Origin of the sequence: Prevotella disiens (assembly GCF_900454955.1) — a bacterium.
In the GTDB taxonomy this organism is placed as follows: Bacteria; Bacteroidota; Bacteroidia; order Bacteroidales; family Bacteroidaceae; genus Prevotella; species Prevotella disiens.
Genome location: NZ_UGTL01000001.1, coordinates 1423576 through 1449173, shown reverse-complemented (window position 1 = coordinate 1449173; position 25598 = coordinate 1423576). Strand labels below are relative to the sequence as shown.

Sequence of the window (25598 nt, the reverse complement as noted above, 5' to 3'; positions counted from 1 at the left end):
AAAGAAACATCTTATTTCGCAAATAATATTTGCAAATTTGCAATTTTGTATGTATCTTTGCATTCGCTTTTGCCGATATGGCTCAGTTGGTAGAGCAACGCATTCGTAATGCGTAGGTCCCCGGTTCGAGTCCGGGTATCGGCTCTTCTCTTGGAGAAGGGAAGTTGTTAAAAGCAGTAACTTGAACTTTTTTCATTAAAAGTTGCACTAAGCGGAATTAGCATATCGGTAGTGCACGGGCTTCCCAAGCCTGCGAGGCGGGTTCGATTCCCGTATTCCGCTCCATATTTAATCATAAATCAGGGTTGCCGCTTCATTCACGAAGTGTCAGTCCTTTTAGTTTCCCTTGTTTTCAGTAGTTTTCATGCGATGGTTTACTCGTTTTCGCTCTGTTGAGTGAGTCTAAAAATAGTCATGCGAGCAAGTCTGCCGACTGTTGTCTTTGTTTTTCTTTTATTTATGACGTCATTTTTGTCAGAATATTCCGTCATATTTTGGGAAATATGACGGCATATTTTGAGTTTTGATCTTTATCTTTTGTCTTTTTATTTCTCAGTCATGTTTTGAAGTTCTTCTGTGAGGAAATGTAGTGCCCCCGTTGGAAAACTGCGGTAAAATCTTGTATGTATTAGCCGACAATAATTGTTTCTTGTTTTAGCGGTCTATTGGTGGATAAGACAGATATATTCAATGAAAAAAGGAATCTCAATCATTGAGATTCCTTTTTATCTGTATTAGCTTTTAATTACTTTATTCGCTCCAATCTTCTTTGCTCTTGCGAACATAGCTTTGGTAACGGAGTTTCGCCATTTGTTCTGCTGCATTGAAGAGTTCTTGTGCTTCGTTAGGATAAGCCTTCTTTACTGAGAGGTAACGAACTTCACCCATTAAGAAGTCTTGGAACTTGCTCCAATCTGGCTCCTTAGAGTCGAGTGTGAATGGGTTCTTACCTTCTTCTGCCAATTGTGGGTTGTAGCGCCACAAGTGCCAGTAACCGCTCGCAACGGCACGTGCCTCTTCTGCTTGACTCTTACCCATACCACCTTTCGCTTTCAAACCATGGTTGATACATGGTGCGTAAGCAATGATGAGTGATGGACCTGGATATGCTTCAGCTTCGCGGATAGCCTTCAATGTTTGAGCTTGGTCTGCGCCCATTGCGATTTGAGCAACATATACATAACCGTATGTTGTTGCCATTAAGCCGAGGTCTTTTTTGCGGATACGCTTACCAGAGGCAGCGAATTGAGCAATCGCACCAAGTGGGGTAGACTTAGAACTTTGACCACCTGTGTTAGAGTAAACCTCAGTATCGAGAACGAGGATATTTACATCTTCGCCTGAAGCGATAACGTGGTCAAGACCGCCGTAACCGATGTCGTAAGAAGCACCATCACCACCAATAATCCATTGTGAACGTTTTACCAAGTAGTGGTCTAATGTTTGCAATTCCTTGCAAATAGGGCAACCAGCCTTAGCACCTTCAGCAATCATTGGTTTCAAAACAGCACTTGTTTCCTTTGACTTGTCTGCATCGTTTTTGCTTTCAATCCATGCTTGAGCAGCTGCTTTGAATTCAGCTGATACATGTTCTTCGGTCAAAGAATCGGTCAAAAGTTTGGTGATACGCTCACGCATCTTCTTGTTACCGATAGTCATACCCATACCAAATTCGCAGAAGTCTTCGAACAATGAGTTGTCAAATGCAGGACCTTGTCCTTCTTCGTTGGTTGTATATGGAGTAGAAGGGATAGAAGCAGAGTAGATTGAAGAACAACCTGTTGCGTTTGCAATCATTTCACGGTCGCCATAAAGTTGAGAAACCAACTTAACGTATGGAGTTTCGCCACAACCTGCACAAGCACCAGAGAACTCGAACAAAGGTTGAGCAAACTGCGAGTTCTTAACGTTGCTCTTAATGTCTACTAAGTGTTGCTTTGTCTTAACATTCTTGATTAAGTAGTTCCAATTGTCAATTTGCTTTTGTTCGCGAACGAATGGAACCATTGCGAGCGCCTTACCTTGCTTGTTACCAGGACAAACGTCAGCACAGTTACCACAACCAACACAGTCGAGAATGCTTACTTGAATACGGAAGTTCATACCAGCCATAGGCTTTGGAACTTTCATTTCCAATGTCTTATCGTTGAATCCCTTGATTTCTTCGTCATCAAGAACGAATGGACGGATACAAGCGTGAGGACAAACGTATGCACACTTATTACATTGGATACAGTTTTCAGAAGTCCATTCTGGGTGGAAAGCCTCAACACCACGCTTTTCGAAAGCTGACGAACCATTTCGCATAGTACCATCAACCATGTCGTACTTGATGAAGTCAGAAACCTTTAATAAGTCGCCTGCTTGTGCGTTGATAGGACGTACGATTTCTTTGATGTATGCTGGCGCATCATCGGTTGAATCTTCTGCATCGTCAGCAAGGTTAGCCCATGCTGGGTCGATTTCCAATTTCTTGTATTCACCACCACGATTTACAGCTGCATAGTTCAAATCAACCACATCTTGTCCCTTATTGCCGTATGACTTAACAATAAATTTCTTCATTTGTTCAACTGCCAAATCAACAGGAATTACCTCAGTAATGCGGAAGAAGGCGCTTTGAAGAATTGTGTTGGTACGGTTACCAAGACCTATTTCTTGAGCAATCTTTGTTGCGTTGATGTAGTAAACAGTTATATTGTTTTGAGCGAAGTAGCGCTTAATCTTGTTAGGGATAAAGTTAGCAAGTTCTTCGCCTTCAAAAATAGTATTCAAAAGGAATGTACCATTCTTTTGCAAACCACGAATTACGTCGTACATGCGCAAGTAAGCCTGAACGTGGCAAGCAACGAAGTTTGGTGTATTCACCTGATAAGTAGAATGAATTGGGCTATCACCGAAACGGAGGTGTGAGCAAGTGAATCCACCTGACTTCTTAGAGTCGTAAGAGAAGTATGCTTGGCAGTGCTTATCTGTGTTATCACCGATAATTTTCACTGAATTCTTGTTAGCACCTACTGTACCATCAGCACCTAAACCATAGAATTTAGCTTCGAAAGTACCTTTGCCACCCATTGGGATTTCCTCAATTAAAGGAAGAGATGTAAAGGTTACATCATCAACGATACCTACTGTAAAGTGGTTCTTTGGTTCAGCGAGTTCAAGGTTGTTGAATACAGAAATGATATGAGCAGGTGTAGTGTCAGAAGAACCGAGACCATAACGGCCACCAACAATCATTGGCTTGTTTTCAACATCGTAGAAAGCACTCTTCACATCGAGGTACAATGGTTCGCCTTCAGCACCTGGTTCCTTCGTTCTGTCGAGAACAGCAATGCGTTTAACAGTCTTTGGAACGGCTGCCAACAAGTGTTTAACAGAGAAAGGACGATACAAGTGTACTGAAATCATACCCACTTTCTTGCCTTGCTTCATTTGGTAATCAATAGCCTCACGAGCAGCTTCCGATGCAGAACCCATAAGGATAATGATATTTTCAGCATCTTCAGCACCATAGTAAGAGAAGAGGTGGTATTCACGACCTGTAATTTCCTTAATCTTAACCAAATATTCTTCTACAACTTCTGGAATATTTTCGTAGTATTGGTTGCAAGCCTCACGGTGAGTGAAGAATGTTTCTGGGTTTTCAGCAGTACCACGAGTTACAGGACGCTCTGGAGAAAGCGCACGGTCGCGGAAACGCTTAATATCATCGTGATTTACAAGTTTTGCAATTGCTTCGTCATCGATTAATTCTACTTTTTGGTATTCGTGTGATGTACGGAAACCATCGAAGAAGTTTACAAAAGGAATACTTGTCTTCAAAGTTGCAAGGTGTGGCACTGCGGTAAGGTCCATAACCTCTTGTACAGAACCAGAGCAGAACATTGCGAAACCAGTTTGGCGACAAGCCATTACGTCTGAATGGTCGCCGAAGATACACAATGAGTGTGTTGCGATAGTACGTGCCGAAACATCGAACACGCATGGCAACATTTCACCTGCGATTTTGTACATATTTGGTATCATCAGCAACAAACCTTGTGAAGCGGTAAATGTTGTTGTTAATGCACCTGCTTGCAATGAACCGTGCATTGCGCCAGCTGCGCCACCTTCAGACTGCATTTCTTGAACTGTTACAGTCTGACCAAATAAATTCTTTCTGCCTTTAGCTGACCATGTATCAACATGTTCTGCCATCGGAGAAGATGGAGTAATAGGGTAGATAGCTGCTACCTCTGAAAACATGTAGCTCACATGAGCTGCGGCTTCATTACCATCACAGGTGATGAATTTCTTTTCTTTAGCCATTTTCTTTATTTTATTAATTGATTCTATAATGTTTTTGGTCTTTGTATAGGCCTGTTTAATACTCTCTGTTACGTTTTTGTGTGCTTAGCTCAGTTTAATATAAAAATCCCAATAACCATAATGGAATTTTATTATCCTTTCCTACTTCTGTATTATATCTTGCATAATACGTGTCGCTATTTAAGCGCATTTTCGTATTTTCAGCATCGCATACTCTAAACTTTTTTGTTTCGTCAATAATATAATTCCCCTGTTTGTTACCCTCGTTAATCTTGTGTCCTTTTATCAATGCGTTCACGAAAAATGTTTCCATTACATCTTGTTGCTCCACCTGAATAGGGTATATCGCATAGATAAGGTTGGAATTATTCATTATTACCTTAGCAGGTTTCTTCGGAAAGTCTTGTCCTGTGGGATAGATAATATTAATGAGTCGCGAGTCGGCTAAATATTTAATGTAATTCATTACGGTTGCACGACTCGTATTTATTTCTTTTGCTAAATTGCTAATATTTGGCGACTTTGGTCCCTCTAATGCTAATAAATAAAATAAGGTCTTAATCTTTGTCAGATATTTCAATTCTATTTGCTTAATGAGCAGAATATCAACCTCTGTCATCATGTTCATGGTTTTCAACAAATTCTCCGAAAAATTACGATTCTCTAAGAAAAATGGATAATAACCATGATGAATATAATTCTGAAAATATTTTAGCGGACTAACTTTTGGCAAGATTTCCATTGCTATTTCTTCGTGATGTTTCAGAATTTCTTCAAATGTATATGGCTTGAAGTTATTGCCTGTCATGTAATTGAGAAATTCTCTGAACGAAAACCCGCTAAGGTTATAGCTCTTTACAATGCCATTGAGCTCTGGATTTTCCTCTTTCAACCGCATTACGCTCGACCCTGTAAACACAATCTTGAGTTCAGGGTATTGGTCGTAACATTTGCGCAACTCGCTGCTCCACTCTGGTTGTTTAAACACTTGGTCTATCAGCAAAACCTTGCCACCAGCTCTATAAAAATCACCTGCAAAATCAGCGATACCTCTACCTTGAAAGTAGAAGTTATTCATATTAATATAAAGGCATTGACGGTCGCGAGCATCGAAATTTTCTTTAGCATATTGTAAAAGAAAGGTTGTTTTTCCAACGCCACGTGTCCCTTTGATACCAATCATTCTGTCGTTCCAATTGATTTCGTCCATGAGCATGCGACGAATTGGTGCATGGTTATGCTCCACAAGGTAGGTGTGAGTACGGAAAAATGCGTCCATTGCTTTGTTTAATTATTTCATCTAAAGATGATGCCAAAGGCATTTCATAATTTTAGAACCTATGCCACTTGACAAATCTCACATGCAAAGATAATGTTTATTTCTCTAATTTGCAAACTCTACATTGCAAAAATATATTTTTTTACTAATATTTTTATTTTGCGTTATAGTATCTTTCCCGTAACTTTGCAGCTGATTCAAACACAATGATGATGAAACTGCATATTTTTAACCCAGAACATGATATGGCATTGGCGCAAAATAGTGAAAACTATACGCCGACAAAGGCTGCATTGCAAATAAAATCTGACCTTAGCTATATTCCGTCTATATGGGCTAAAGAGGGTGATTTCATTATGGTAGACGATGTTGTTAAGGCTGAAAACTTGTGCAAAAAGCTGCCCTTCAAGGTTGAAAATATAAATTTTATAACTCGTTCAGAGATTCAAAATTGTTTAGATTCTATTACTGAAATTTCTCCTTGGGGGTGGGATAAAACGATAGTCAAACAATTAAAGCAAATTGGTTTTCGAGCAGACTTGTTGCCTTCTACCTCAATGCTAAAAGATATTCGTCGATTGAGCAATCGGAAAATTGCAGTAAAGAGCCTATTTTACATCAAAAAAGCTATTGAAAACGAAAGCATAATAGGCTCTTCTTATTATTTATCTAATCTTGAAGATTTAAAAAAGATAGCGCAACAATATGATAAAGGTGTAATAAAAGCCCCTTGGAGTAGTAGCGGTCGTGGATTACGATTTGTTGATAGTGAAATTTCCAAAGTGCATTTAAATTGGGCAAGAAATGTGATAAACCAACAAGAAGGGATAGTTTACGAACCTTATTATGATAAAATTCAAGATTTTGCAATGGAATTTTGTGCTTTTCCTGACAGAGTTGTTTATGAAGGTTTATCTGTTTTTTCTTCCAATCATGGTGTTTATTCAGGTAGTATAATAGAGAGCGAAACCGAAAAGCTCCGCTTATTATCTAAATACATTGATTCAAAACTCTTAGAAAAGGTTCAAGCTACTCTGTTATGGCATCTTTCAAATATCTGTGCGCACCAATATATTGGTCCTTTGGGAGTCGATATGATGATAGTAGCCAACAAGACCTCGCCACAAAGTTACGCTTTGCAGCCTGTAGTTGAAATCAATTTCCGTAATACAATGGGGCATGTCGCTTTAAGATTATCGAACAAAATGCAACCAACTAATAAGTTGATGCAATTAGCCTTTGATGGCTCGCACCATTCGGTAATAATAAGCGATTGATAGTCTTTCTTTGAGGTTGGAGTCAAGGTTAATGGGTATATAACCATTGAACAGCAAACAACACGATGACAGCAATTGCACAAACAATAATAAGAAAAACACGTGAAGTCGTTTGTCTTCTTCGTTGCATAATCAGTCATTAAGAATGAAGGGAAATAGGGGGAAACGCAAGGAATGTAACTATTTGAAATATCATCATTTAGCATTTTTATGCTATTATCGAGTTAGGCGAAAGGAAGCATCAAACGGCAGGAGTTCCGTTACCAAATCGTAACCCACCCGTGAAAAAGCAAAAAGGGGTTACGAATTGAAGGTAAACAACTGTGTCATAGGTTTTTATTCTTCATCTTTCATTTTTCTGCATCGATCAAGAATACTTGTTCATCTGTACCTTTGCAAGCAAAGGAAATTTAGAAAAAACGACAGAAAAATGAAAGAAAACAAACTCAAAGTATCGTTCTTCGTTCAGGCGAAACGAACCGACAAGAAAGGACTTGTGCCTGTCATTGGGCGCATCTCTGTAGGCAGAACCCATTCGGGCTTCTCCACCAAGTGTAAGACTCCGCTCGCTCTTTGGGACAGCCGCAAGCAAAGGCTCATCGGCAAGAGCGCAATGGCGGTGTCCGTCAATCAGAAACTTGGTGAATGCACCGCACTTATCCACACACGCTTTCACGAACTCTGTGAAAGAGAAGAATCCTTTACAGCCACAGACGTGAAGGATGCCTATCAGGGGCAAATCCACCGCCAAGCTCTGCTCTTGGAGAGTTTCGGGGAGTATCTTACACAGACAAAGGAGCGTATAGGCATCGACCGAGCCTTGAAGACGTTCAAACTCCGTACCTATCAGCTATCCTTGCTCCGTGAGTATGTGCAGAAGAAGCACAAGGTAAGCGACATCCCACTCTCACAGCTGGACAAAGCATTTATCGAGGGTTTCGAGTATTATCTCACTATTGGCCGCAAACTGAAGCGCAGCAGCATATCGAGTGCCTTGTCCACCTTGCAGACCATCGTCCGCATGGCGCTGAAGAAAGGTGTGCTGGACTTCTATCCATTCTTGGGCTACAGTTACGAGCGACCAAAGGGCGAACCGAGAAGCATTACGCAGGAAGAACTTGAGCACATCATCGACTTGGAGATTGAGTGGGAGAACTACCGCATTGTCCGTGATCTCTTTGTCTTTTCCTGCTTCACAGGTCTGGCAATCTCAGATGTCCGTAATCTTCGGGAGGAGAATATCGTCACTGAAGAAGGCAAACTCTGCATCAAGGGCAGACGCATAAAGACCAAGACCCCGTATCGGGTACAGGTGCTTCCCCCTGCGCTGACTATCATGAATCGTTATAGAGGGATAAGGGCAGGCTTTGTCTTTGACGTGCCGACCACCGACGTTATCCTCAATGGCATGCACTATATACAGCGAAACATCGGCATGGAAACTCCGCTGACCTTTCACATGGCAAGACACACCTTTGCATCGCTTATCACACTCTCTGCAGGTGTACCTATTGAAACGGTAAGCCGTATGCTCGGACACACCAACCTGAGAACGACACAGGTATATGCAGCGGTTTCCTCCGAAAGAATCCATCGGGATATGCAAGCGATACAGCAGCGAATACAAGATACATTCACCTTAAAACTTTGAAATTATGGCACGAAGTACATTCAAGACACTCTTTTATATCAACCGCTCCAAAGAGAAAAAGAACGGCAAATGCCCGATTATGGGGCGCATCACTATAGACGGAGAGCAAGTGCAATACAGCACGAGAAAGGAAATCGCTCCTGAACTTTGGGATAGTCGTAAGGGAAGATGCAAGGGAACGGGCGAAGAGATAAAGGAAATCAACCGCTATTTGCAAACCAAAGAGGAACAAGCCAAAGCAAAGTATCAAGAATTGGTATGGCAGCGTGGCTATATCACCGCCGAACTGTTGAAACGTGAACTTATGAAAGAGGACAAGCCCAAAGGTTTTCTTATGGAGGAAGCACGACTTTTCATAGAGGAAAAGTGTCCTTGCGTAGGAATAACGGTAGCCAAGCCGACCTTTGCCAACTACATCTATGCCACACAACTCATTGAGGCTTATTTGCGTGAACGCTTAGGGCTGGAGGATATCCGCTACTCATCGCTTGACTATGGTTTTATCGAGGGGCTGGACTTCTACCTTAAATCAGAGCGCAATCTTTCTCTTGCCACTATTCAGGTAGCGGTCATCTTCCTTAGGAAACTCATCGGCATCGGCCAGCAGAAGAAGTATATCCGCATCGACCCTTTTGCGGACTACAAGGCAGAACAGCCACACCGCACAAGGCGTTATCTCACAACGGAAGAACTACAGCGGATACTGCAAACACCCATAATTGACAAGCAGTTCGAACGGGCAAGGCAACTCTTTCTTTTCTGCGCCTTTACTGGTCTGGCTCGTGTGGATATGCAACGGCTCAGGCTAAAGCATATCATCCGTAATGCAGACGGCACGGAGGAAATCCGAATCAAAAGGCAGAAAACCAATGTGGAAGCGATTATCCCACTTCTGCCCATTGCCAAACAAATCCTTTCGCTCTATATAAAGGACAAGAAAGCGGACGACTTGATATTCCCCAATCTCACAATTAGGAAGGCATCTTTAGCTTGTGTGAACATCGGTCAGATATGCCGAATAGAGAAAGGCTTGACCTTTCACATGGCTCGCCACACATTCTCTACCACGATATGCCTTTCCAACGGCATATCAATGGAAACACTCAGCAAGATGCTCGGACACAGTAATATCGGTACGACACAGATTTATGGAAAGATAACCGACCACAAGATACAGGAGGATATGACTGCACTCACAGACAGGGAGCATACTGTATTTGAGGGTTATTGTGAGTCGATAGCACGGCAGAACGTTCCATTGCAACAAGCATAAAAAGGAAGTAATTACCAAACATTTATTATTCACGATTGAAAACCAAACGATTATGAAAGAGAACAACAAACAGGAACTTTCCTACTTTCGATTGAAATTAAGAAGTTACATGAGTGAGCATCACCCCGAGAGATTGCAAGATACGGAGTTTATCACTGCAAAGGCAGATATGGCTCTCACAGTTTACTGCGATGCCGTGGCGCAAGGTTTCACGCACCCCGAAGCGGAAAGCATGGCAAACGAGGTTTTGTATTATGGCTTGCATTTTTCCAAGTATGACACGCTTGTATCTGTATTGGAAAACGAGTTTGAAAAGGAACTGCCTGCACCTCTTCCAGAGAAACTCGTACCTATACTGCTGTCGAACAAGGCTATTCAAGCCACATTCGACAAGTTCGGTTTGACGGACACATTTGCTTCTGACGAGCAATACGGCCGTCTTTACACCGAACTCACAGGCACGATAGTGCTGCTCATCGAGAGCAATCATCTGCCAATAATCGGTCAGACAGGTGGATAACCCCAACATTTTTCTTCGTACACTTCGTAAGCCATACTTATGCAAAGCCCCTGAAGCCGTTTCTTATCGTGCAAAGGTATAACGGCAGCCTATCTGCCCTGACAAGGTCGAGTCCTGCGGATGGAGAGAAGAATCTCCACCGCAGGATTTTCCTTTTTTTATGGCTGTATGGCAATTCCCAATATCCGTGCGGTCGTATTCATCTCTCCCAACCTTGCAGGGAAGGGCTGCCGTAAGAGAGTATAGGCACGACAAGAATACGGCATACTCAGGCTCTTTGGACGCAAGGCGTAACAGCCAACAATAGATAGGACTGACGATAATACGGACTATCTGTTGTTTGTACAATTTATTGTCATGACTATCTGTTGTCATGACTATCTGTTGTCAAAACTATATATCGTCAAAATAATCTATCGATAAAACTATCTATCGACACTTCGACATATCGATTTGTCGAACTATCGAATTATCGATAAAACAACAAAATAATAAAAGGAAAGAGCCGGCACCTCATCTCATTACCGCAATAACACAAATGGATCTCCTTTGGTCTTTTCTCTTGTTTTCTTTCTATTTCCCTGCTTTTCCTCATTTCTTGCAGCGGTGCTTCCGAGGGTTTACTTTTGCACTCGATAAGTACGGCAATGGACTGCATAACAGTTTGTTTGCCGAGTAACAATAAAGTAATCAAAACAAAATCAAGGCAATGAAACTCATTATCATCGACCGCAAAGCGTGGGAGCGGCACTGCTCCGAATTTGCAGACTTTATCCACAGTATTGAACAGCTTATCGGCAATCCGCCCGAAACGGACGAATGGCTCGACAATGAAGCCGTATGCCGCAGGCTCGGCATCAGCAAACGCACCCTGCAATCCTATCGCGATACGGGTAAAATCCCCTTCTCCATCATTGGGCATAAATGCTATTATAAGGAGAGCGACATCGCAGAGTTACTGAATGCAAACAATTAATGAAATCAAACACAGAATGAACTATGGAAGAGAAAGAAATCATTACACAGCAAGACCCTCAAATGCAGATGTTTGCACAGTTGATGGAGGGAATATTGAAGAAACTGAAGCGTTATTGTTCTACAGCCCGTCCAATGTTAGGCGGAGAGGTTTACCTAACAGGCGAGGAGGTTTGCAGCCAATTACGGCTCAGCACACGCACGCTCCAAGAGTACAGAAACTTAGGAACGCTTCCTTTCTACAAAATCGGAGGGAAGATACTATACAAGCAGAGCGACATACAGACAATGCTTGAAAGGCATTATAATCCAATACCGCAAACAGGTAAGTTATGAGTTAAGTTAAGAAATCAGTCGCGACTTAAGTCAAATGGTCAATTGTGACTTTGGTCAAGAAATTAGTTTCGACCTAAGTCAAAATTAACTTTAGTCAAAAATATGTCAGTTCATTAAGTCAGTAAGTCAAGAAATTAGTCTAAACTTATCTCTTGATTTACTTCTTGAACTTTGAACTCTCGTCTATTAAAAGCACCCCAGAAAGGTTACTTTATGGAACATAACAAACTGTCTCTTTCTTTATACAGGCAAGGTGTGTCTTTGTGACACAAACTGCCGTTTGTCCCACAAAGACCCTTGCCCCAAATGGGGAATAAAATCACTCCGAAGTCGTGATTAGAGAAATAAAAACAAGAGAATATGGCAAGCGATAAATCAAGGAAAAGAGTAGCGAAAAAGTATGGTGATATGCCCGACAAGTGGGACGATTGGCACGTCCGTTTACCAGACCCGAAAGACCAAATACGAGTGATAGACCTCTATCACAAATCAGGCTCAATGTCCAAGTCAGAGTTCGTGCGCGCAAGATTATTGGGGGAGCAGTTCAAGGTGATAACGGTGGACAAGTCCGCCGTGGAGTATTATCGCAAGCTCTCTGAACTCACAGCCCAAGTATATAAAATTGGAGTGAACTACAATCAGGTGGTACGACTGATGCGCCTTTATACGGCAGAGAAAAGCATACAGGCTTTGTTGCGGGAGCTTATCGGTTTGACAAAAGAACTCACTGCCTTGCAAGAAAAAGCAGTGAGTTTAACCATTGACTATCGAGAGAGATAAGGAATGTGCGATGGAATTAGATGTCCCCAAGCATTTTTTGCAGCAGATTGCCCGATGTTCGAGTTATCTGGAAATCCACCGTTTGGTTTTCTACAGTTTTTATGTCGGCTGACTTGAAACGGCATAGTGCTTCCTGGCGCTCCAATGTGTCACGGACGGAAGAAAGGTCTTGTATCTGTCCTACAAACGTTCTATATGGAGATTGCAGACAAATTATTTGTCCCTTCACTTTGTCTGGGCATTTGTTCTCAAACTTAAGCAAGATGGTTATATTCGTGCTGTCCACTGGTGTGGTTGCCGTTTTGTGTATGGTAGCCGTACCCGAATATACTTGTTTATAGGGTAGGAAATAGGCTACAGCAAAAAGACAAAGCAACACCATTCCGATGGCGGTAATGCCATAACGGATAAGCGAGGAGGGTATCTGTCCTACGATACTACGAACTTTTTCGCTACGAAGTTCGTAACTGCGTTCTGGTTTCTTTTCTTCTTCCATATTAGTTGCCAAGTTCTAATTGATTCTTTACTAAGGCAAAATATTTACCACGTTTAGCAGTCAGTTCCTCGTGTGTACCTACCTCTACAATTTTACCTTCATCCAAAACTACAATTTGGTCGGCATCGCGAACAGTGGAAAGGCGGTGTGCCACTACTACAACTGTTTTTCCCTTGTAGAACTCCGAGAGGTTTTCTGTAATGGCTCGTTCATTGTTGGCATCGAGGGCATTGGTCGCTTCATCCAAGAAGACGAACATTGGATTCTTATAAACTACCCTTGCAATAAGGATGCGTTGTCGTTGCCCTTGACTAATGCCTTGTCCGTCCTGTCCTATCATCGTGTTGTAAGCCAAAGGCAGGGCTTCTATATAGTCGGCTATGTTTGCTACACGGGCAGCATGACGGATACGTTCGATGTCGGGCTCATCGTCAGATATGGCGATGTTTCTCGCAATGGTATCGGAGAAGAGATATCCCTCCTGCATCACCGCACCGCATTGGCTTCGCCACCAGCCGAGGTTATATTCACTCAAATTGGCATTGCCTATCTCGATGTTTCCATTCAGTGGCTCATAGAATCCCAAAAGGAGTTTTACGAGCGTTGTCTTTCCGCTTCCACTCGCTCCCACGATTGCCGTTACCTTGCCGTTGGGAATAGAGAGGTTGATATTCGATAGAATATCTTTCGGACTGTAGATATCATATTTGAAGGATAGGTCTTTTATCGTGAGGGAATGTCCTTTGGTGGTCTTGTCCGTATAGGCGGTACGTGTCCGTTCGACATTTTCCTCGTTGGTCTCGGTGTGGATTTCGTTCATGCGGTCAAGGCTGATGCTTACGTCTTGCCATGAGTAGATAAACTGAATAAGTTGTTCCACAGGGCTGTTGAGCTGTCCGATGATGTACTGCACCGCCAGCATCATACCGAGCGTCATATTTCCGTGTATCACGGCAGTGGCGGCAAGAACGGTAATGAGGATGTTCTTCACCTCGTTGATGGTGATGCTGCCCGCCTGCTGTACCTGTTGCAGATTGAGGGATTGCAGGTTCACCTTGAACAGGTCGGCTTGCACGTCCTCCCATTCCCAACGTTTGCGCTGTTCGCACCCCTGCAGTTTGATTTCCTGCATACCGCCTATGAGTTGGTAGGTGACGTTGCGGTTGCGCCCTGCTTGCTCGAAGTATTTGTAATCGAGCTGTCTGCGCTTTTTGAGGAAAAGGATAATCCAACCTGCATATAGGATTGTGCCGATGAGGAAGACGGCAAAGATACCGAGGTTATAAACAGCCAAAATTCCCCCAAACACTAAGAAGGTAAAGAATGAAAAAAGTAGGCTCAGGCTACTTGATGTAAGAAATTGTTCTACTCTCCTATGGTCTTCGATACGTTGCAAGATATCACCCATTTGCTTAGTATCAAAGAACTTCATTGGTAATTTCATCAATTTTATAAAAAAATCAGAAACTAATGAAATATTGATACGGGTTGAAATATGCAGAAGTATCTTGGAACGAATAAATTCATTAGTTGTTCGACTGAACAATAGCATAAGTTCTGCTAATAGAACAAGCCAGATAAAATTTATATCTTTCCCTCCAATTCCCATATCTACAATAGATTGAGTAAGAAACGGAAAGATTAACTGTAAAAGCGAACCTATTAAAAGACTAATGATTAGCTGAAGAAAATAATATTTATATTTTCCAATATACTTATATAAGAATTTCAGATTCTTTGAATCCCCTTCTTGTACCATGTTATAATTATAAAAGGTGGGAGTAGGTTCAACAGATAGTATAACTCCGCAAGGAATACCATTGTTTTCTGTACTTGCCCAATGTCGCTTAAAACTATCTATATCGTACTCGAGTATTCCTTTCCCTGGATCTGCAACAACAACCCCTCTTTTTTTATATTTACATAAGATGACAAAATGATTCTGATCCCAGTGTAGGATACAGGGATTTTTATAAGTCTTTAGAATATCAAGAGATACTATTTTCCCATTACATTTTAATCCTATTTTTTTTGCTAGTTCACTAATATCATACATAGAAACTCCACCTTTTGAACTTTCTAAGCTCTTTGATATTTGTTGTAGAGAATATTTTTTGCCATAGAAATGGCATAACATTACTAAGCATGCTGCTCCACATTGCATAGCGTCATGTTGCTTTATAAAAACAAAACCTGCCATTCTTATTTTGTTAATGAAATAGTAAAAAGCAACTCTCTTCCTCTCATGTGATAACTGTAAGCGTAGGTATTCATCATGTTAAAAATGGTGTAACTATAATACTGTTGATTGAAAATATTTCTCATATCAATACTGAAACGAAATGCTTTGTGTCTGTAACTGACCCCTGCATCGAAGATAGCCATAGTCTTGGTAAGATCTTGACCCAAGTTTAACACCTATCATCGTAGAATCTTGCTATTATTATACTTTTTCAGTTTTGGCTATGGACTCTGTGTCCTACAAATTTTTATTTTTCTGAATGGTGCATATTTCAGTTTTAATTTATCGTATATAGCAGTTGCCTGCTTTGAGGGATTGCTGCATTGTCGCATCTGTACGATGTCTCCTAACGGGTTCCTACCTTCCGTGGTTACAAGTTTCTGGGTGCTCATCCTCCGCACGATTTCGGTCCAATAGCAGGATTCGCCTTCTCGCTTCAACTGGCAGCGGATGGTATTTACCACCCAGTAGGCAAGCAGACCGAAGAAAAGATGCGCATCGCTCCGGTCATCGGTCTGATGATATATAGGACGGAGGTTCAGGTCGGTCTTCAACTGCCTGTTGGTACATTCGATTTCCCGTATGAGGTTGTAATAGTCCCATGTGGTACGCTCGTCGAGTGTTTCTACATTGGTCCGTAGGAAGTATACGCCGTGTCCGGACTCGATGGCTGAGAGGTCTTTGAGCTTCCAGTCTACACGTAGCATTTCCTTTGGTTTTTCTTCGTTTCTAATGTAGTCTATCGCATAGTATCTTGCGATAGAAGGATATTTCTGTATGGCTCGTCCCGTACGCTCTACAACCTTCTCGTAGAGTTTCGTTCCACCTTTCTTTGCAATACCATCATTTATCTTCTTCAGCTCTGTCTCAAACCTTTCACGCCAAAGTTTGTTCATTGACGATTCGGTCATAGCCTTAGATGGAGAGGTTATCTCAAGATAGTAGTCCTCACCTTCGGTGTGTACCTTGTTGAGCGTTATTGTTTGCTTTCGGGCGTCTTTTACCATCACGCTCTTATGGTCCTCACTGAGCGTGTAATCTTTCAGCTTGGTGCGAGATACGCAGAGATAGTTGTAACCCTTTGCCTTAATAAGATTTAGATTCTCTCCGGTTGCAATACCTGCATCCATCACAATAAGCGATTTTTCTTTTTGTACAGGATTCTTGTCTGCCAGCGTATCTATCATATCAGGCAGTGATTTAGGGTCAGCCGTATTACCTTCCAGGATAGAAGAATAGCGTATGAAGCCCTCCTTATTGATACACAGGGCCAGGACGAGAAGTTTACAATCTGATCGCTTCTCTTTTGACCTACCAAACTGTGCCTTCTTGCTTTCACGCTTACTACCCTCAAAGTAGAAATTTGTCAAGTCAAAGAGCATCAGCTTGTTATCTATATTAAAAAGGTTATCTGTTACATTGCACAAGTGACATTCTATCTTCTCTTTGAGTTCATAGAGTTTGTCCGTTACCTTGTACAGGGCATTGATACCCGGAGTCCAGTCTTGCGAACTAGTGTAAAGTTCGGCGGCAGCCGAATTATCCCTGAGATAATAATACGAGGAACGTTCAGACACGGCATACACAGTCCGGATGATGAGCGCAGAGAGTGCGGTGTGGATAGAATGGTTGCTCCATCCTTGGTCACGCAGGAACTCTTCCAGTCCCAGCTTATCAATGGTCTGCTTACAGAGCCATTCTGCACCAACATTCCTTGCGTCAGTATGTTCTGCCGTAGCAAGATCGATATAACGTTCAGACTCCTTTCTTGCTTTCTGTTCCTTCTTATCGAATCTATCAATTCCACCTTCCTCTTTCATCCGCTGCCACCACTCATCCGCCTTAGCCTGTTCCAGTTCAGTAAGTCCCTCCAAATGCTTGCCAAATAAAGAATTAGTTCCTCTGTTCTTAAAACGCTCTGTAAGTGCAAAAGCAATCCTTCTCACCTGCAAGGCTGTGAGAGAAGGTTCAAAACCAATATTGAGCAGAATGAGCGAATGTACGTGTCCAGCCACGTCACGATATGACTCTTTTAGTCTATAATAAAGAGCCTTTTCACCAGTTGCCGGATTAAAACGTGTCTGTACATTTGCGTGCATAGGTGCAAAGTAACAAAAAAAAATTGATATGCTGGTGTCCTACAAATCAGATTTACTCCGTATTCAGAAAACGCTACGGCTGATTATTAAGTACTTAGCAAACCTGAAACCCTCAAAACACACTGAAAATTTATGAAAAATAATTATGCCCGTTAAACTTGGGTTGATACATTTCCTTTGTTGAAATATCTGCCATTGCCTTGAATTGCAGATTTTTTACAGGCTGTAATACCAAGTTGATATCATGTGTTTGCGACAAGAAAGATTTTGACACGTTTTGTACCTTTGTAAAGTTCTTTGAAAAGCTATAAGTATAATATAACTCCATAAAAGAAACAGGTTTGAATGAAACAGATGGAGCAACATTTAGACTGTTCCACGAATAGCTGTAAATCATACTGTTTTGCATCATCAAGCTTTTGCTGTGCATATAAATTCCGTACAGCGAAAACTTGGTGTTGATAGCTTTTACCTGTTTTGTAATATTGAAATAGGTATTAATATTGTCAGTGCTGTTAGGACTTAGTACCGGACATTCCTTAATCAATGTTTGCGACACATTCTGCGCCGACAATAAATTGTTATGCTGATGTGTGTAGCCTATACCAAAATTAAAAAAAAACATTTCTATTGGATATTTTAAATCGTAAATAGCATTGAGCGTAACACTCCTATTCTCACTCAAGATCCCTAAACTGTACCTTTGATAGTTCAGACTGGTTTGTATCGGTGCTGTTATAAAATCAGCCAAATCACCTATCTTGTTTGCAAAAGCCCCTTGAAGCCTTATCGTAGCTCTTGGTGTAACATTGTATAGAAAATAAAATGAAGGATTAATTACAAAGCTCCATTTCTGCTTCTTTAATGGAGTTGTTCCTTCGTTTTCAAAATCGATTCTTGTTGTAGCCAATGATACGCTTGCTTTGAAATTATATTTCCGTTGTGGGTGGGTATATTCATATTGTGGAGAGAATGAAAAATCTAATTCATTTCCCTTCACGAGGTTAAAGCCTGAATAGTCATCAGTTATCAAAGCTGAATTAACCCTATCGCTACGATATTGGAATGAAAGAGGAAAATAAAATCGTGAGGCTCTTCTTTCATAAGTGGCAGAAATAGTTTCCTGATTCGTAAACTGTTTGCTGTCTGCACTTTGCAGAAAAGAGGCTACTCCTACGTCTGAAACACGAATAGTGCCATTAGGCATAGTAGTATAATTGAGAAGAGAAGAAAGACTCCAGCGAAACTTATTTGTTTTCCAACGTATGGAAAGATTGTTGGAAAACCCTAAATCGTGATATTTCTCATTTTGAAAGACCGAATTGCTATTGTTTTCAACTGTTGGCAATTCCGATTTTACGAACAAAGCCACTGATGAAAACCGATTGGTGATATATCTTTTATCGCTATTGTCCTTGTATTCGATAGTCAGGGTAGGCTTGTGAAGTGTGAAGGCAGGTTGGTATTGATAATCTTGCACTAATTCGTCCAAACCATTACCAAAAAACATCTTATGATTGTAAGCATAGTTGCATTGGGAATAAGCATAGCCTACATTTGTTCTTAACGACTTGTTTTCCGACAGTTTGTTGAGTAGATTGAAACTAACGGAATAATCTTTGGGATGGATATACCTTTCTCTTTTGAGTGGTGCACTAGAAGAAGATAAGTTGCCCAATAGTTTTACACCGAAAGATTCTAACTGGTCGTTTAGAAAATGATTGATATTTTCATCGGTAGCAAACTCCCTTATGTTCCCTATCTTAAATGTTCCCAAAAGTTGCATACGCGATTTGAAGAGCATACCAGCTCCATTAGTTTGGTAAAGTCCTCCATTACTGCCTAAACCTCCAATGGCTTCATATGTCCCGACTGGTTTAAACTTGGCGTGCTTTGAAAGTTTTATATTTATTGCCACATCATCAGATAGCACGTCTTTGTCCATTTTGGCATCTTTATGATTATTCAACACCTGCACAGATGTAACGTAGTCTGCTGGGATATTGTTTGTGGCTACATTATATTGTCCACCAAGAAGATCCATTCCCTCAATGTAAAAATTGGAGATATCCTTTCCTAGATATTTTATACTTCCCGAACTAGTTACTTCTATACCGGGCAATCGCTTCATTGCATCTCTAAGCGTGTAATCGCCCTTCCCTGCGAAAGAACTCAACCGATAGGAAAGTGTATCGCCGCGCTGAATTATTTGTGGAGCCTTTACAACAACTTCCCTTAACTGCGTCTTTTTTTCAAGTAAAGTAATGTTCTTTTTTGTTTCTTTACTATCTATTACTAGCTTGGTTTTCTCAAACGAGATATGGCCGATAGAAAGTAGCACCTGCGTTTTAGAACTATTGTAGCTTAAAGCATAGCTTCCCTTCTCATTGGTAAAGCTATAGGCAATGGGCTTGTTATTTTCTAAAATCTGCACATTGGCATTGCTTATTGGCATACCATTAGAGTCCGACACAATTCCAGTCAACGTATAGTTTTTTTGAGCTTGTGCTTGCATCCAAACGAAAAGACAGAGAATATAAAGGAGTAATCTTTTCATCATTATTTAATCTCTAAAGGCACATAGCCATTTGTCCGTAGGCGTACTTGTACCCCATTGATAAAAACAGAGTTGCTTCCACCGTCGCCTTTTTCCACTCTCATGTCCGTAATGCTCTCAGTAGGGATGTTGGCTATCGGGTTTTCTTCAAAGTGATTTTTTGCCTTGATAAATTTTTCACGGCTGGTAGTAATGCTATTAGATATTTTAGGCGCAGTGATTGGCGTAGTACCTTGTCTAAACGTAATAGCTTTAAAGCGGTGGATATTCTCGGTATCACAAGCATACATTATCAGTCCAGGCAATCCACCAAACTTCCAAGGTCCGAATTGGGATGGAATTTCTGATGAGAACCAGACATTCCAAGTACGTCCGCCATACTCTCCTACCGCTTTATTACATAGATAGCCGCATATAGTATCGATCTCTTCGGTAAGTTGCCATGAAATACCGTTCACCCCCTCTTGATAATAATAAAGACTTGGAGGGATAACACTATACACGGAGATTGTTTTGTCTGCTACATTTACAAAGGTAGTTTGGTCAAAGTAGTAGGCTGTTTTCACCACGCGCTCTTCTGCTTTCTTTACCTGCTCTTCGGTTGCTTGTCCTGTCTGCATCAAAGAGTCTAACTGAAAAGTAGCATAGTCGACAAACTTAGCGTGAATAGCATCAAACTGCAATATCGTTGTAAAAGTTTCTGTTTCGGCATTCGCTGTTTTTACAGTGTATTCGTAAATACATTCATAATTATTATTTGTTTTCTGAGCGAAAACTTGTAAAGGAATGAGTAAAAAGAGGACTAAATAATTCTGTTTCATAACTAACATGCATTAATAATATCTAATATCGTTATTCCTGATGGAAGTTTTTCTCCATTTAGGATATATGTAGGAGTTTCTCCTATATGATTATTTTTAAACCATTTATAATGTGATAATATTATATAATTTTTTGTGCTATCTTTGCTCTTATTTTTTTTGCAATAATGTTTTATAAACTTTTCTCTTCCAAAATAAAACCAATCAAAAATAAGTTTATCAATAGGAAGAGTAGGAGTATGAAGTGATAATAAAATACTAAAATCATATTTTTGCTCTTTTGACCAGCAAGCTACCACAAATTTCGTTTTAACAGTTCGGCTAAGTTTTAATAAATTATAAGATTTAATGAATTCAACTCCACAAGAGTGACAATGTAGATTGATAACTATGGTTAAGTTGTTACTGGCACATTCCATTCCAAGTTCAATATTATGAGGAGCTTCGTCATAGATAGGTCCTTGTCGCTTATCATTTAACTTTTGCTTTATTAATTTTGTTTTACAGACATTTAAATTATATGTGTTCTCAAAGAGGGCAACAATATTTTCATAATATGGTCTATATAATGTTTCTATTAGAAGCAATAAGAACATAAAAATAACCGCTATCGCTATAACATCTATGAATCTTATACATCCTCCAAAAGTAAACTCTAAATTATAAAGAGCAAGAAATAAGACTAATATTTGAATAATTGTACAATAAGGGCATATTTTTTTTATCCATATCCACTGATAAAAAATGCTCCATAAACTAAAAGGTATTGCTAAAATATAATATACAGAAAGTTCTGGATATAAAGTAGGAAAGAGCAGTGATACGACTATAGCTGTTCCAAAATATGAGATTCCTATATCTGATAAGTCTATCTTAAATATATTCTTTTTCGGTAAGTTACATTGAAATATATTTAAGATAGAACAGATATTAGGTTTCTCAAATGGAATAAAAGACTTATTGAAGAGTGTAATAGACGCATGGCATGCTATGATATTTACTCCAATATTTATTAACGTTTTTATTGAAAAGATAACTGAATGTTGCGCTGCTACTAAAATTAAAGTTAAAATAAAGAAAACAAAAAATAGTACGACTTTCTCAAATGCACGTTTCCTGTTTTTTTGATAAAAAGGCTCAATTGCTGTTTCTGTTTTTTTTAGTTGTAATACAACTCCGTTCCATTGATTTATAAACTTTGTTCGCGATAGCCTCTTTTTACGAAAACCATCATGAATTAATACATCTGAGTATGTAAAATTTTCAATTAAAACGAACTTATAGTCAGTTAAATATGAAAGGTATGGAAGTTCTTGTTTGTCTATAGAATCTAAACTATCGATTTTTTTTGCATTTATTTTAATCCCATAATAAGATAATATCCTTGCATACCCTAATAGATTGTCCCTATCAGGGTGAGTCCAAAAAATTCCTCTCAAATTCTTATTTGTAAAGGGTACTTTCAGTAGTCTAAGAATATAAGCTATTAATGTCACTTTTGAATTTCTTTTATTACAACATTCTTGCACAAGTCAAAGGCATTATTTTCTATTTCCACCTTTGGGGGTAGGATAACTAATCTTAATGAAGTGCAACCAATAAAAGCTTGTATCCCTATCTTTTGAATAGATGCAGGTAAGGAAATCTCATCCAAACTTAAACAACGTGCAAAAGCATATTTCTCTATAGTTTGCAGAGAATTGGGAAGTTTTATTTTTTTTAATCCTTTACAACCTGCAAAAGTGCGTTCTTTTATTTCTATGATAGAATCGGGCAATACCAATTCCTGTATGCTTTCACACAATGTGAATGCCTTACCCCCTATATAAGTAACAGTATTTGGTATTTTTGAAATTGTAATCCTGCAACAATCCCAAAATGCCCCATATTCTATCCTTTTAAGATTTGGGGGCAGTGAGTCTAAACGTAAATTTTCGCACATATTAAAAGAATTTTGTCCAATAATTCTCAGAGAATTTGGCAGATATATATGATGTAGATTTTTACAAGTATCAAAAGCTCTTCCTTTGATTATTTCCACCCCTTCGGGAAGTATGACCGTTTTAATGTAATCGTTAAAAACAAAACAGCAATTTCCTATAGCCTTAACCTGTTTTAAATTATCTTCTTTAGTTAAATCCACTATACTATCTTTTCTTTCCCATTTTACAAGTTCAAGGACCCCTGCAGAGTCCGAGACCTCATATCCAAGTTTAGAGGTCTGACCTTTGACAAATTCAAGTGAGAAAAAAAATAACAAAAGGACTATAAATATTTTTTTCATAAAATGTATAAATTGAAAAAAACACGAAGACTGGTCAAAATTTAGTACTGACCAGTTTTCGTTACCTTGTCATTAACACATTCCTGCAAACTCTAAGCATTCTTGAACGGAAGAAACTTGCTTTGTGCGTGTTGAACCATCTGTCTCTCTTACTGTGCATGGAAAACTTGCTTCACTTTCATGGTTATTACTTGTTAAATTTTCTGCACTTCCACCACGAATTGCACGCAAATCTTCGGGTTGCAAACATAAGTTTTCGGATTGTTTTTTGAATACTTCCATACTATTAATTTTTAGATAGACTCGAATATTATACATTCTCATTGATTCGCCGAGTCTGTTAACCGAAACAACAAGTTTTTATTTTTTCTATACAATAGAACCATTTGATCAATTCATTTTTTATTCTAATTATATTTTGCAAATATACATATTTATATTGTTTATAACAAGAAAAATCAGTATTTTTTTTAAAAAAAATTGTATTTTATGAGTATTTGCGGTATATTTGTAGTATCGTTTACTATTTACACATTATTTATTGTCTATATGGATACAAAATTAATTTCATTAAAAGATTTTGAAATTTCTCCTAACGAGAATGTCATTGAACGTAGCCAAAACTTCCAAAGTTATATAGACCAGATGGATCAGTTCGGCTGCAAGAGCTATTGGGTCATGGCAAGAACAGGAGTTGGATCCAAGATGCAGATCGAGGGCTATGACGGTGAGGTTTCCGCATACATTTCTAATGATTACCTTGGTATGTCGCAAAGGACTGAGACCAAGGAGGCTGGTATAAATGCCGTCCTGAAATACGGTACAGGGGCAAGTGCCGCTCAAGCCATAGGAGGCTATTTAGACATCCATCAGCAGTTGGAACAAGGCATTGCAAAGTTTGTAGGACAAGGAGATGCCATTCTATTTTCATCAGGTTTTGGTGCCAACGCAGGTCTGCTTCGTGCTATATTGGGAAAAAATGACATAGCCTACATTGATTCGTATATCCATACCAGTGCCACAAGTGGTTTAATAGGAACCAATGTAAAGCATATAGGACACAACGACATTGACTATCTTGACATGATCCTTGAACGGGAAACGGGAAAATATCAGACTCGATTGGTCATCATTGATGGGGTCTATTCCCAAAATGGAGATTTATCAAAACTTCCAGAGTATATTGCAGTCTGCAAGAAACACAATTGTCTTCTTATGATGGATGATGCTCACGGCATTGGTGTTATGGGAGAAAGCGGCAGGGGAACTGCCGAATATTATAATTGTCTAGGGCAGGTTGATATTATTACAGGTACTTTCAGTAAATCTTTCGGTTGTGTCGGCGGTTTCGTTGCCGCGTCAGAAAAACTGATTCAGTATCTGAGATATTATGCTGACAGTAATGTCTTTTCCGCAGCAATGACTCCACAGGTTGCAGCATCTTCACTGAAGGCACTGGAACTCATACAGACACAACCAGAGATTCGCAAGAAGTTGTGGGCTAATGTCAATTATCTGCGCAAACGACTAACAGAGGAAGGCTTTGATATAGGCTGCTCGGTATCAGCCATATTTCCTATTATGGTGAGAGACAATAGAAAAGTATATGAAATAGCACGTGAATTACAAAAAAGATGTATCTTTGTAAGCGGTATCACATATCCTGCGGTAAGAACCAAAGAAGCACGGCTTAGAGTTAGTGTATTGGCTTCTCACGAGATAGAACAGTTAGAGCAATTAGTGACTGCTCTTTTGGAAATCAGAAAATCAATTCCTTTTTAGATGGCAGAAGAAGAAAATAAACCCAAAAGATACAGAAGGACAAACGTCGATATACAGGCAGACATTATCAAGGCAGCAGAAAGTCTGATTAAGAAAAAAGGCTTTGCATCAATGCTGGTGACAGAGCTTATCAAGAAAGCCAGAATAGAGCCGCTTGTGTTCTATAACAGATATGACAATCTTAGCAAATTTTATGATGAATTCGTTAAGAGGTATGACTATTGGTTTAAGAATGTGCTCACTGGTGTTCAATTTCCTACAGATTCAGAATTGGGCTATATCAGTATTTTCAAGGATGTACAGAAAGCACTTCAAGATAAATCAGTGATGTTGGAACTGTTACGCTGGGAGATTGCTGAAGGAAATGAGACCACAGTCCGTACGGCCATGCTCAGAGAAATGCACACTTTACCTCTTGTCAATATCTATGAAGAGAAATTCAAGGACACTGGTATTGATATATCCGCCATATCATCCCTGATAATCGGTGGCATTTATTACCTTAACCTTCACAGAGAACGTTCCAAATTCTCAGACATTGACTTGAACACGGCTGAAGGGCAGCAACGCATCGAAAAAGCCTTGGATACATTTGGTAAAATGATTTTCCATTTTCACGAACAGGTCAATTATAAGAGAGTGATTGCCAAACGTCTTAAGGAAAAAGGAATAAGTGATGAGATTATAAAAGAGTGCCTGATTTAATGAATACTTTTCATAATATCGAAGATGTGTCAAAACTAAGATATTACTGTCACAGTCTTACAATCTAAAACTAAACCTCTCTTAAAGACAATGAAAAGAGGAAGGAGCCATATCAGCACTTGAATGCAGCGTTTGATATGGCTCTTTTATATTTAACAGTTACAATTAGTATTACCGGGCAGCCCCTATTTTAGTTTTGACGCATTCTCT

20 protein-coding genes and 2 tRNA genes are annotated in these 25598 nt (G+C 39.8%); 11 read left to right on the top strand and 11 right to left on the bottom strand.

The window, feature by feature from the left end:
- Positions 1-71 precede the first annotated feature (71 nt).
- Positions 72-144: transfer RNA gene (locus tag DYI03_RS06365), tRNA-Thr, on the top strand.
- Positions 145-211: 67 nt separating this feature from the next.
- A tRNA-Gly gene (locus tag DYI03_RS06360) sits at positions 212-285 on the top strand.
- A gap of 465 nt (positions 286-750) precedes the next feature.
- On the opposite strand, the gene nifJ is transcribed toward DYI03_RS06360, so the two are convergent.
- Positions 751-4311, bottom strand: coding sequence for a pyruvate:ferredoxin (flavodoxin) oxidoreductase (gene nifJ / locus DYI03_RS06355; RefSeq protein WP_021669590.1), 3561 nt, complete (start codon positions 4309-4311; stop codon positions 751-753).
- 94 nt (positions 4312-4405) lie between these two features.
- Positions 4406-5590, bottom strand: coding sequence for an ATP-binding protein (locus DYI03_RS06350; protein ID WP_021669591.1), 1185 nt, complete (start codon positions 5588-5590; stop codon positions 4406-4408).
- Between the two features lie 206 nt (positions 5591-5796).
- Between DYI03_RS06350 and DYI03_RS06345 the strand changes: the two genes are divergently transcribed.
- The 4 genes from DYI03_RS06345 (at position 5797) to DYI03_RS06330 (ending at position 10311) form a co-directional block, all read left to right on the top strand.
- Positions 5797-6867, top strand: coding sequence for a hypothetical protein (locus tag DYI03_RS06345; RefSeq protein WP_021669592.1), 1071 nt, complete (start codon positions 5797-5799; stop codon positions 6865-6867).
- A 430-nt stretch (positions 6868-7297) separates the two neighbouring features.
- The gene (locus DYI03_RS06340; protein WP_025064566.1) at positions 7298-8518 is read left to right on the top strand and encodes a site-specific integrase; all 1221 of its coding nucleotides are present in this window, start codon (positions 7298-7300) and stop codon (positions 8516-8518) included.
- A gap of 4 nt (positions 8519-8522) precedes the next feature.
- Positions 8523-9791 (top strand): site-specific integrase, encoded by a 1269-nt coding sequence (locus DYI03_RS06335; RefSeq protein ID WP_021668854.1) that lies wholly within the window; start codon positions 8523-8525, stop codon positions 9789-9791.
- A gap of 52 nt (positions 9792-9843) precedes the next feature.
- A complete protein-coding gene (locus DYI03_RS06330) occupies positions 9844-10311 on the top strand; it encodes a DUF1896 domain-containing protein (protein WP_025064565.1) in 468 nt (155 codons plus the stop codon).
- A 63-nt stretch (positions 10312-10374) separates the two neighbouring features.
- Here the strand turns inward: DYI03_RS06330 and DYI03_RS13430 are convergent, their stop codons facing one another.
- Positions 10375-10686 carry a hypothetical protein gene (locus DYI03_RS13430; RefSeq protein WP_172462590.1) on the bottom strand — a complete coding sequence of 104 codons (312 nt, stop codon included), beginning with the start codon at positions 10684-10686 and terminating at the stop codon, positions 10375-10377.
- A gap of 334 nt (positions 10687-11020) precedes the next feature.
- On the opposite strand from DYI03_RS13430, the gene DYI03_RS06325 reads away from it, so the two are divergent.
- From DYI03_RS06325 to DYI03_RS06315, 3 genes are all read left to right on the top strand, one after another.
- Complete coding sequence (locus tag DYI03_RS06325) at positions 11021-11287, top strand: helix-turn-helix domain-containing protein (RefSeq protein ID WP_004355514.1); 267 nt, start codon at positions 11021-11023, stop codon at positions 11285-11287.
- Between the two features lie 23 nt (positions 11288-11310).
- Positions 11311-11622 (top strand): helix-turn-helix domain-containing protein, encoded by a 312-nt coding sequence (locus DYI03_RS06320; protein WP_004355529.1) that lies wholly within the window; start codon positions 11311-11313, stop codon positions 11620-11622.
- Between the two features lie 360 nt (positions 11623-11982).
- Positions 11983-12402, top strand: a complete 420-nt coding sequence (locus DYI03_RS06315) for a plasmid mobilization protein (protein ID WP_099836916.1) — start codon at positions 11983-11985, stop codon at positions 12400-12402.
- A gap of 16 nt (positions 12403-12418) precedes the next feature.
- On the opposite strand, the gene DYI03_RS06310 is transcribed toward DYI03_RS06315, so the two are convergent.
- The 8 genes from DYI03_RS06310 to DYI03_RS06270 form a co-directional block, all read right to left on the bottom strand.
- Positions 12419-12898, bottom strand: coding sequence for a hypothetical protein (locus tag DYI03_RS06310; RefSeq protein WP_115367956.1), 480 nt, complete (start codon positions 12896-12898; stop codon positions 12419-12421).
- 1 nt (position 12899) lies between these two features.
- On the bottom strand, positions 12900-15098 hold the full coding sequence (locus DYI03_RS06305; protein WP_115367912.1) for a peptidase domain-containing ABC transporter: 2199 nt from the start codon (positions 15096-15098) through the stop codon (positions 12900-12902).
- A 263-nt stretch (positions 15099-15361) separates the two neighbouring features.
- A complete protein-coding gene (locus DYI03_RS06295; RefSeq protein ID WP_115367866.1) occupies positions 15362-17239 on the bottom strand; it encodes an IS1634 family transposase in 1878 nt (625 codons plus the stop codon).
- Positions 17240-17369: 130 nt separating this feature from the next.
- Positions 17370-19799 (bottom strand): carboxypeptidase-like regulatory domain-containing protein, encoded by a 2430-nt coding sequence (locus DYI03_RS06290; RefSeq protein WP_021669943.1) that lies wholly within the window; start codon positions 19797-19799, stop codon positions 17370-17372.
- Positions 19799-20617 carry a GLPGLI family protein gene (locus DYI03_RS06285; RefSeq protein ID WP_025064828.1) on the bottom strand — a complete coding sequence of 273 codons (819 nt, stop codon included), beginning with the start codon at positions 20615-20617 and terminating at the stop codon, positions 19799-19801. Before DYI03_RS06285 ends, DYI03_RS06290 begins: the two co-directional genes overlap by 1 nt.
- 2 nt (positions 20618-20619) lie before the next feature.
- Positions 20620-22113: a cysteine peptidase family C39 domain-containing protein gene (locus tag DYI03_RS06280; protein WP_021669945.1), complete on the bottom strand. Its 1494-nt coding sequence runs from the start codon at positions 22111-22113 to the stop codon at positions 20620-20622.
- Complete coding sequence (locus DYI03_RS06275; protein ID WP_021669946.1) at positions 22110-22901, bottom strand: leucine-rich repeat domain-containing protein; 792 nt, start codon at positions 22899-22901, stop codon at positions 22110-22112. Before DYI03_RS06275 ends, DYI03_RS06280 begins: the two co-directional genes overlap by 4 nt.
- A 72-nt stretch (positions 22902-22973) precedes the next feature.
- On the bottom strand, positions 22974-23183 hold the full coding sequence (locus DYI03_RS06270) for a hypothetical protein (protein WP_025064831.1): 210 nt from the start codon (positions 23181-23183) through the stop codon (positions 22974-22976).
- A gap of 267 nt (positions 23184-23450) precedes the next feature.
- Between DYI03_RS06270 and DYI03_RS06265 the strand changes: the two genes are divergently transcribed.
- The gene (locus tag DYI03_RS06265; RefSeq protein WP_115367911.1) at positions 23451-24683 is read left to right on the top strand and encodes an aminotransferase class I/II-fold pyridoxal phosphate-dependent enzyme; all 1233 of its coding nucleotides are present in this window, start codon (positions 23451-23453) and stop codon (positions 24681-24683) included.
- The gene (locus tag DYI03_RS06260) at positions 24684-25388 is read left to right on the top strand and encodes a TetR/AcrR family transcriptional regulator (protein WP_025064853.1); all 705 of its coding nucleotides are present in this window, start codon (positions 24684-24686) and stop codon (positions 25386-25388) included. It begins immediately after the preceding gene.
- Positions 25389-25598 lie beyond the last annotated feature (210 nt).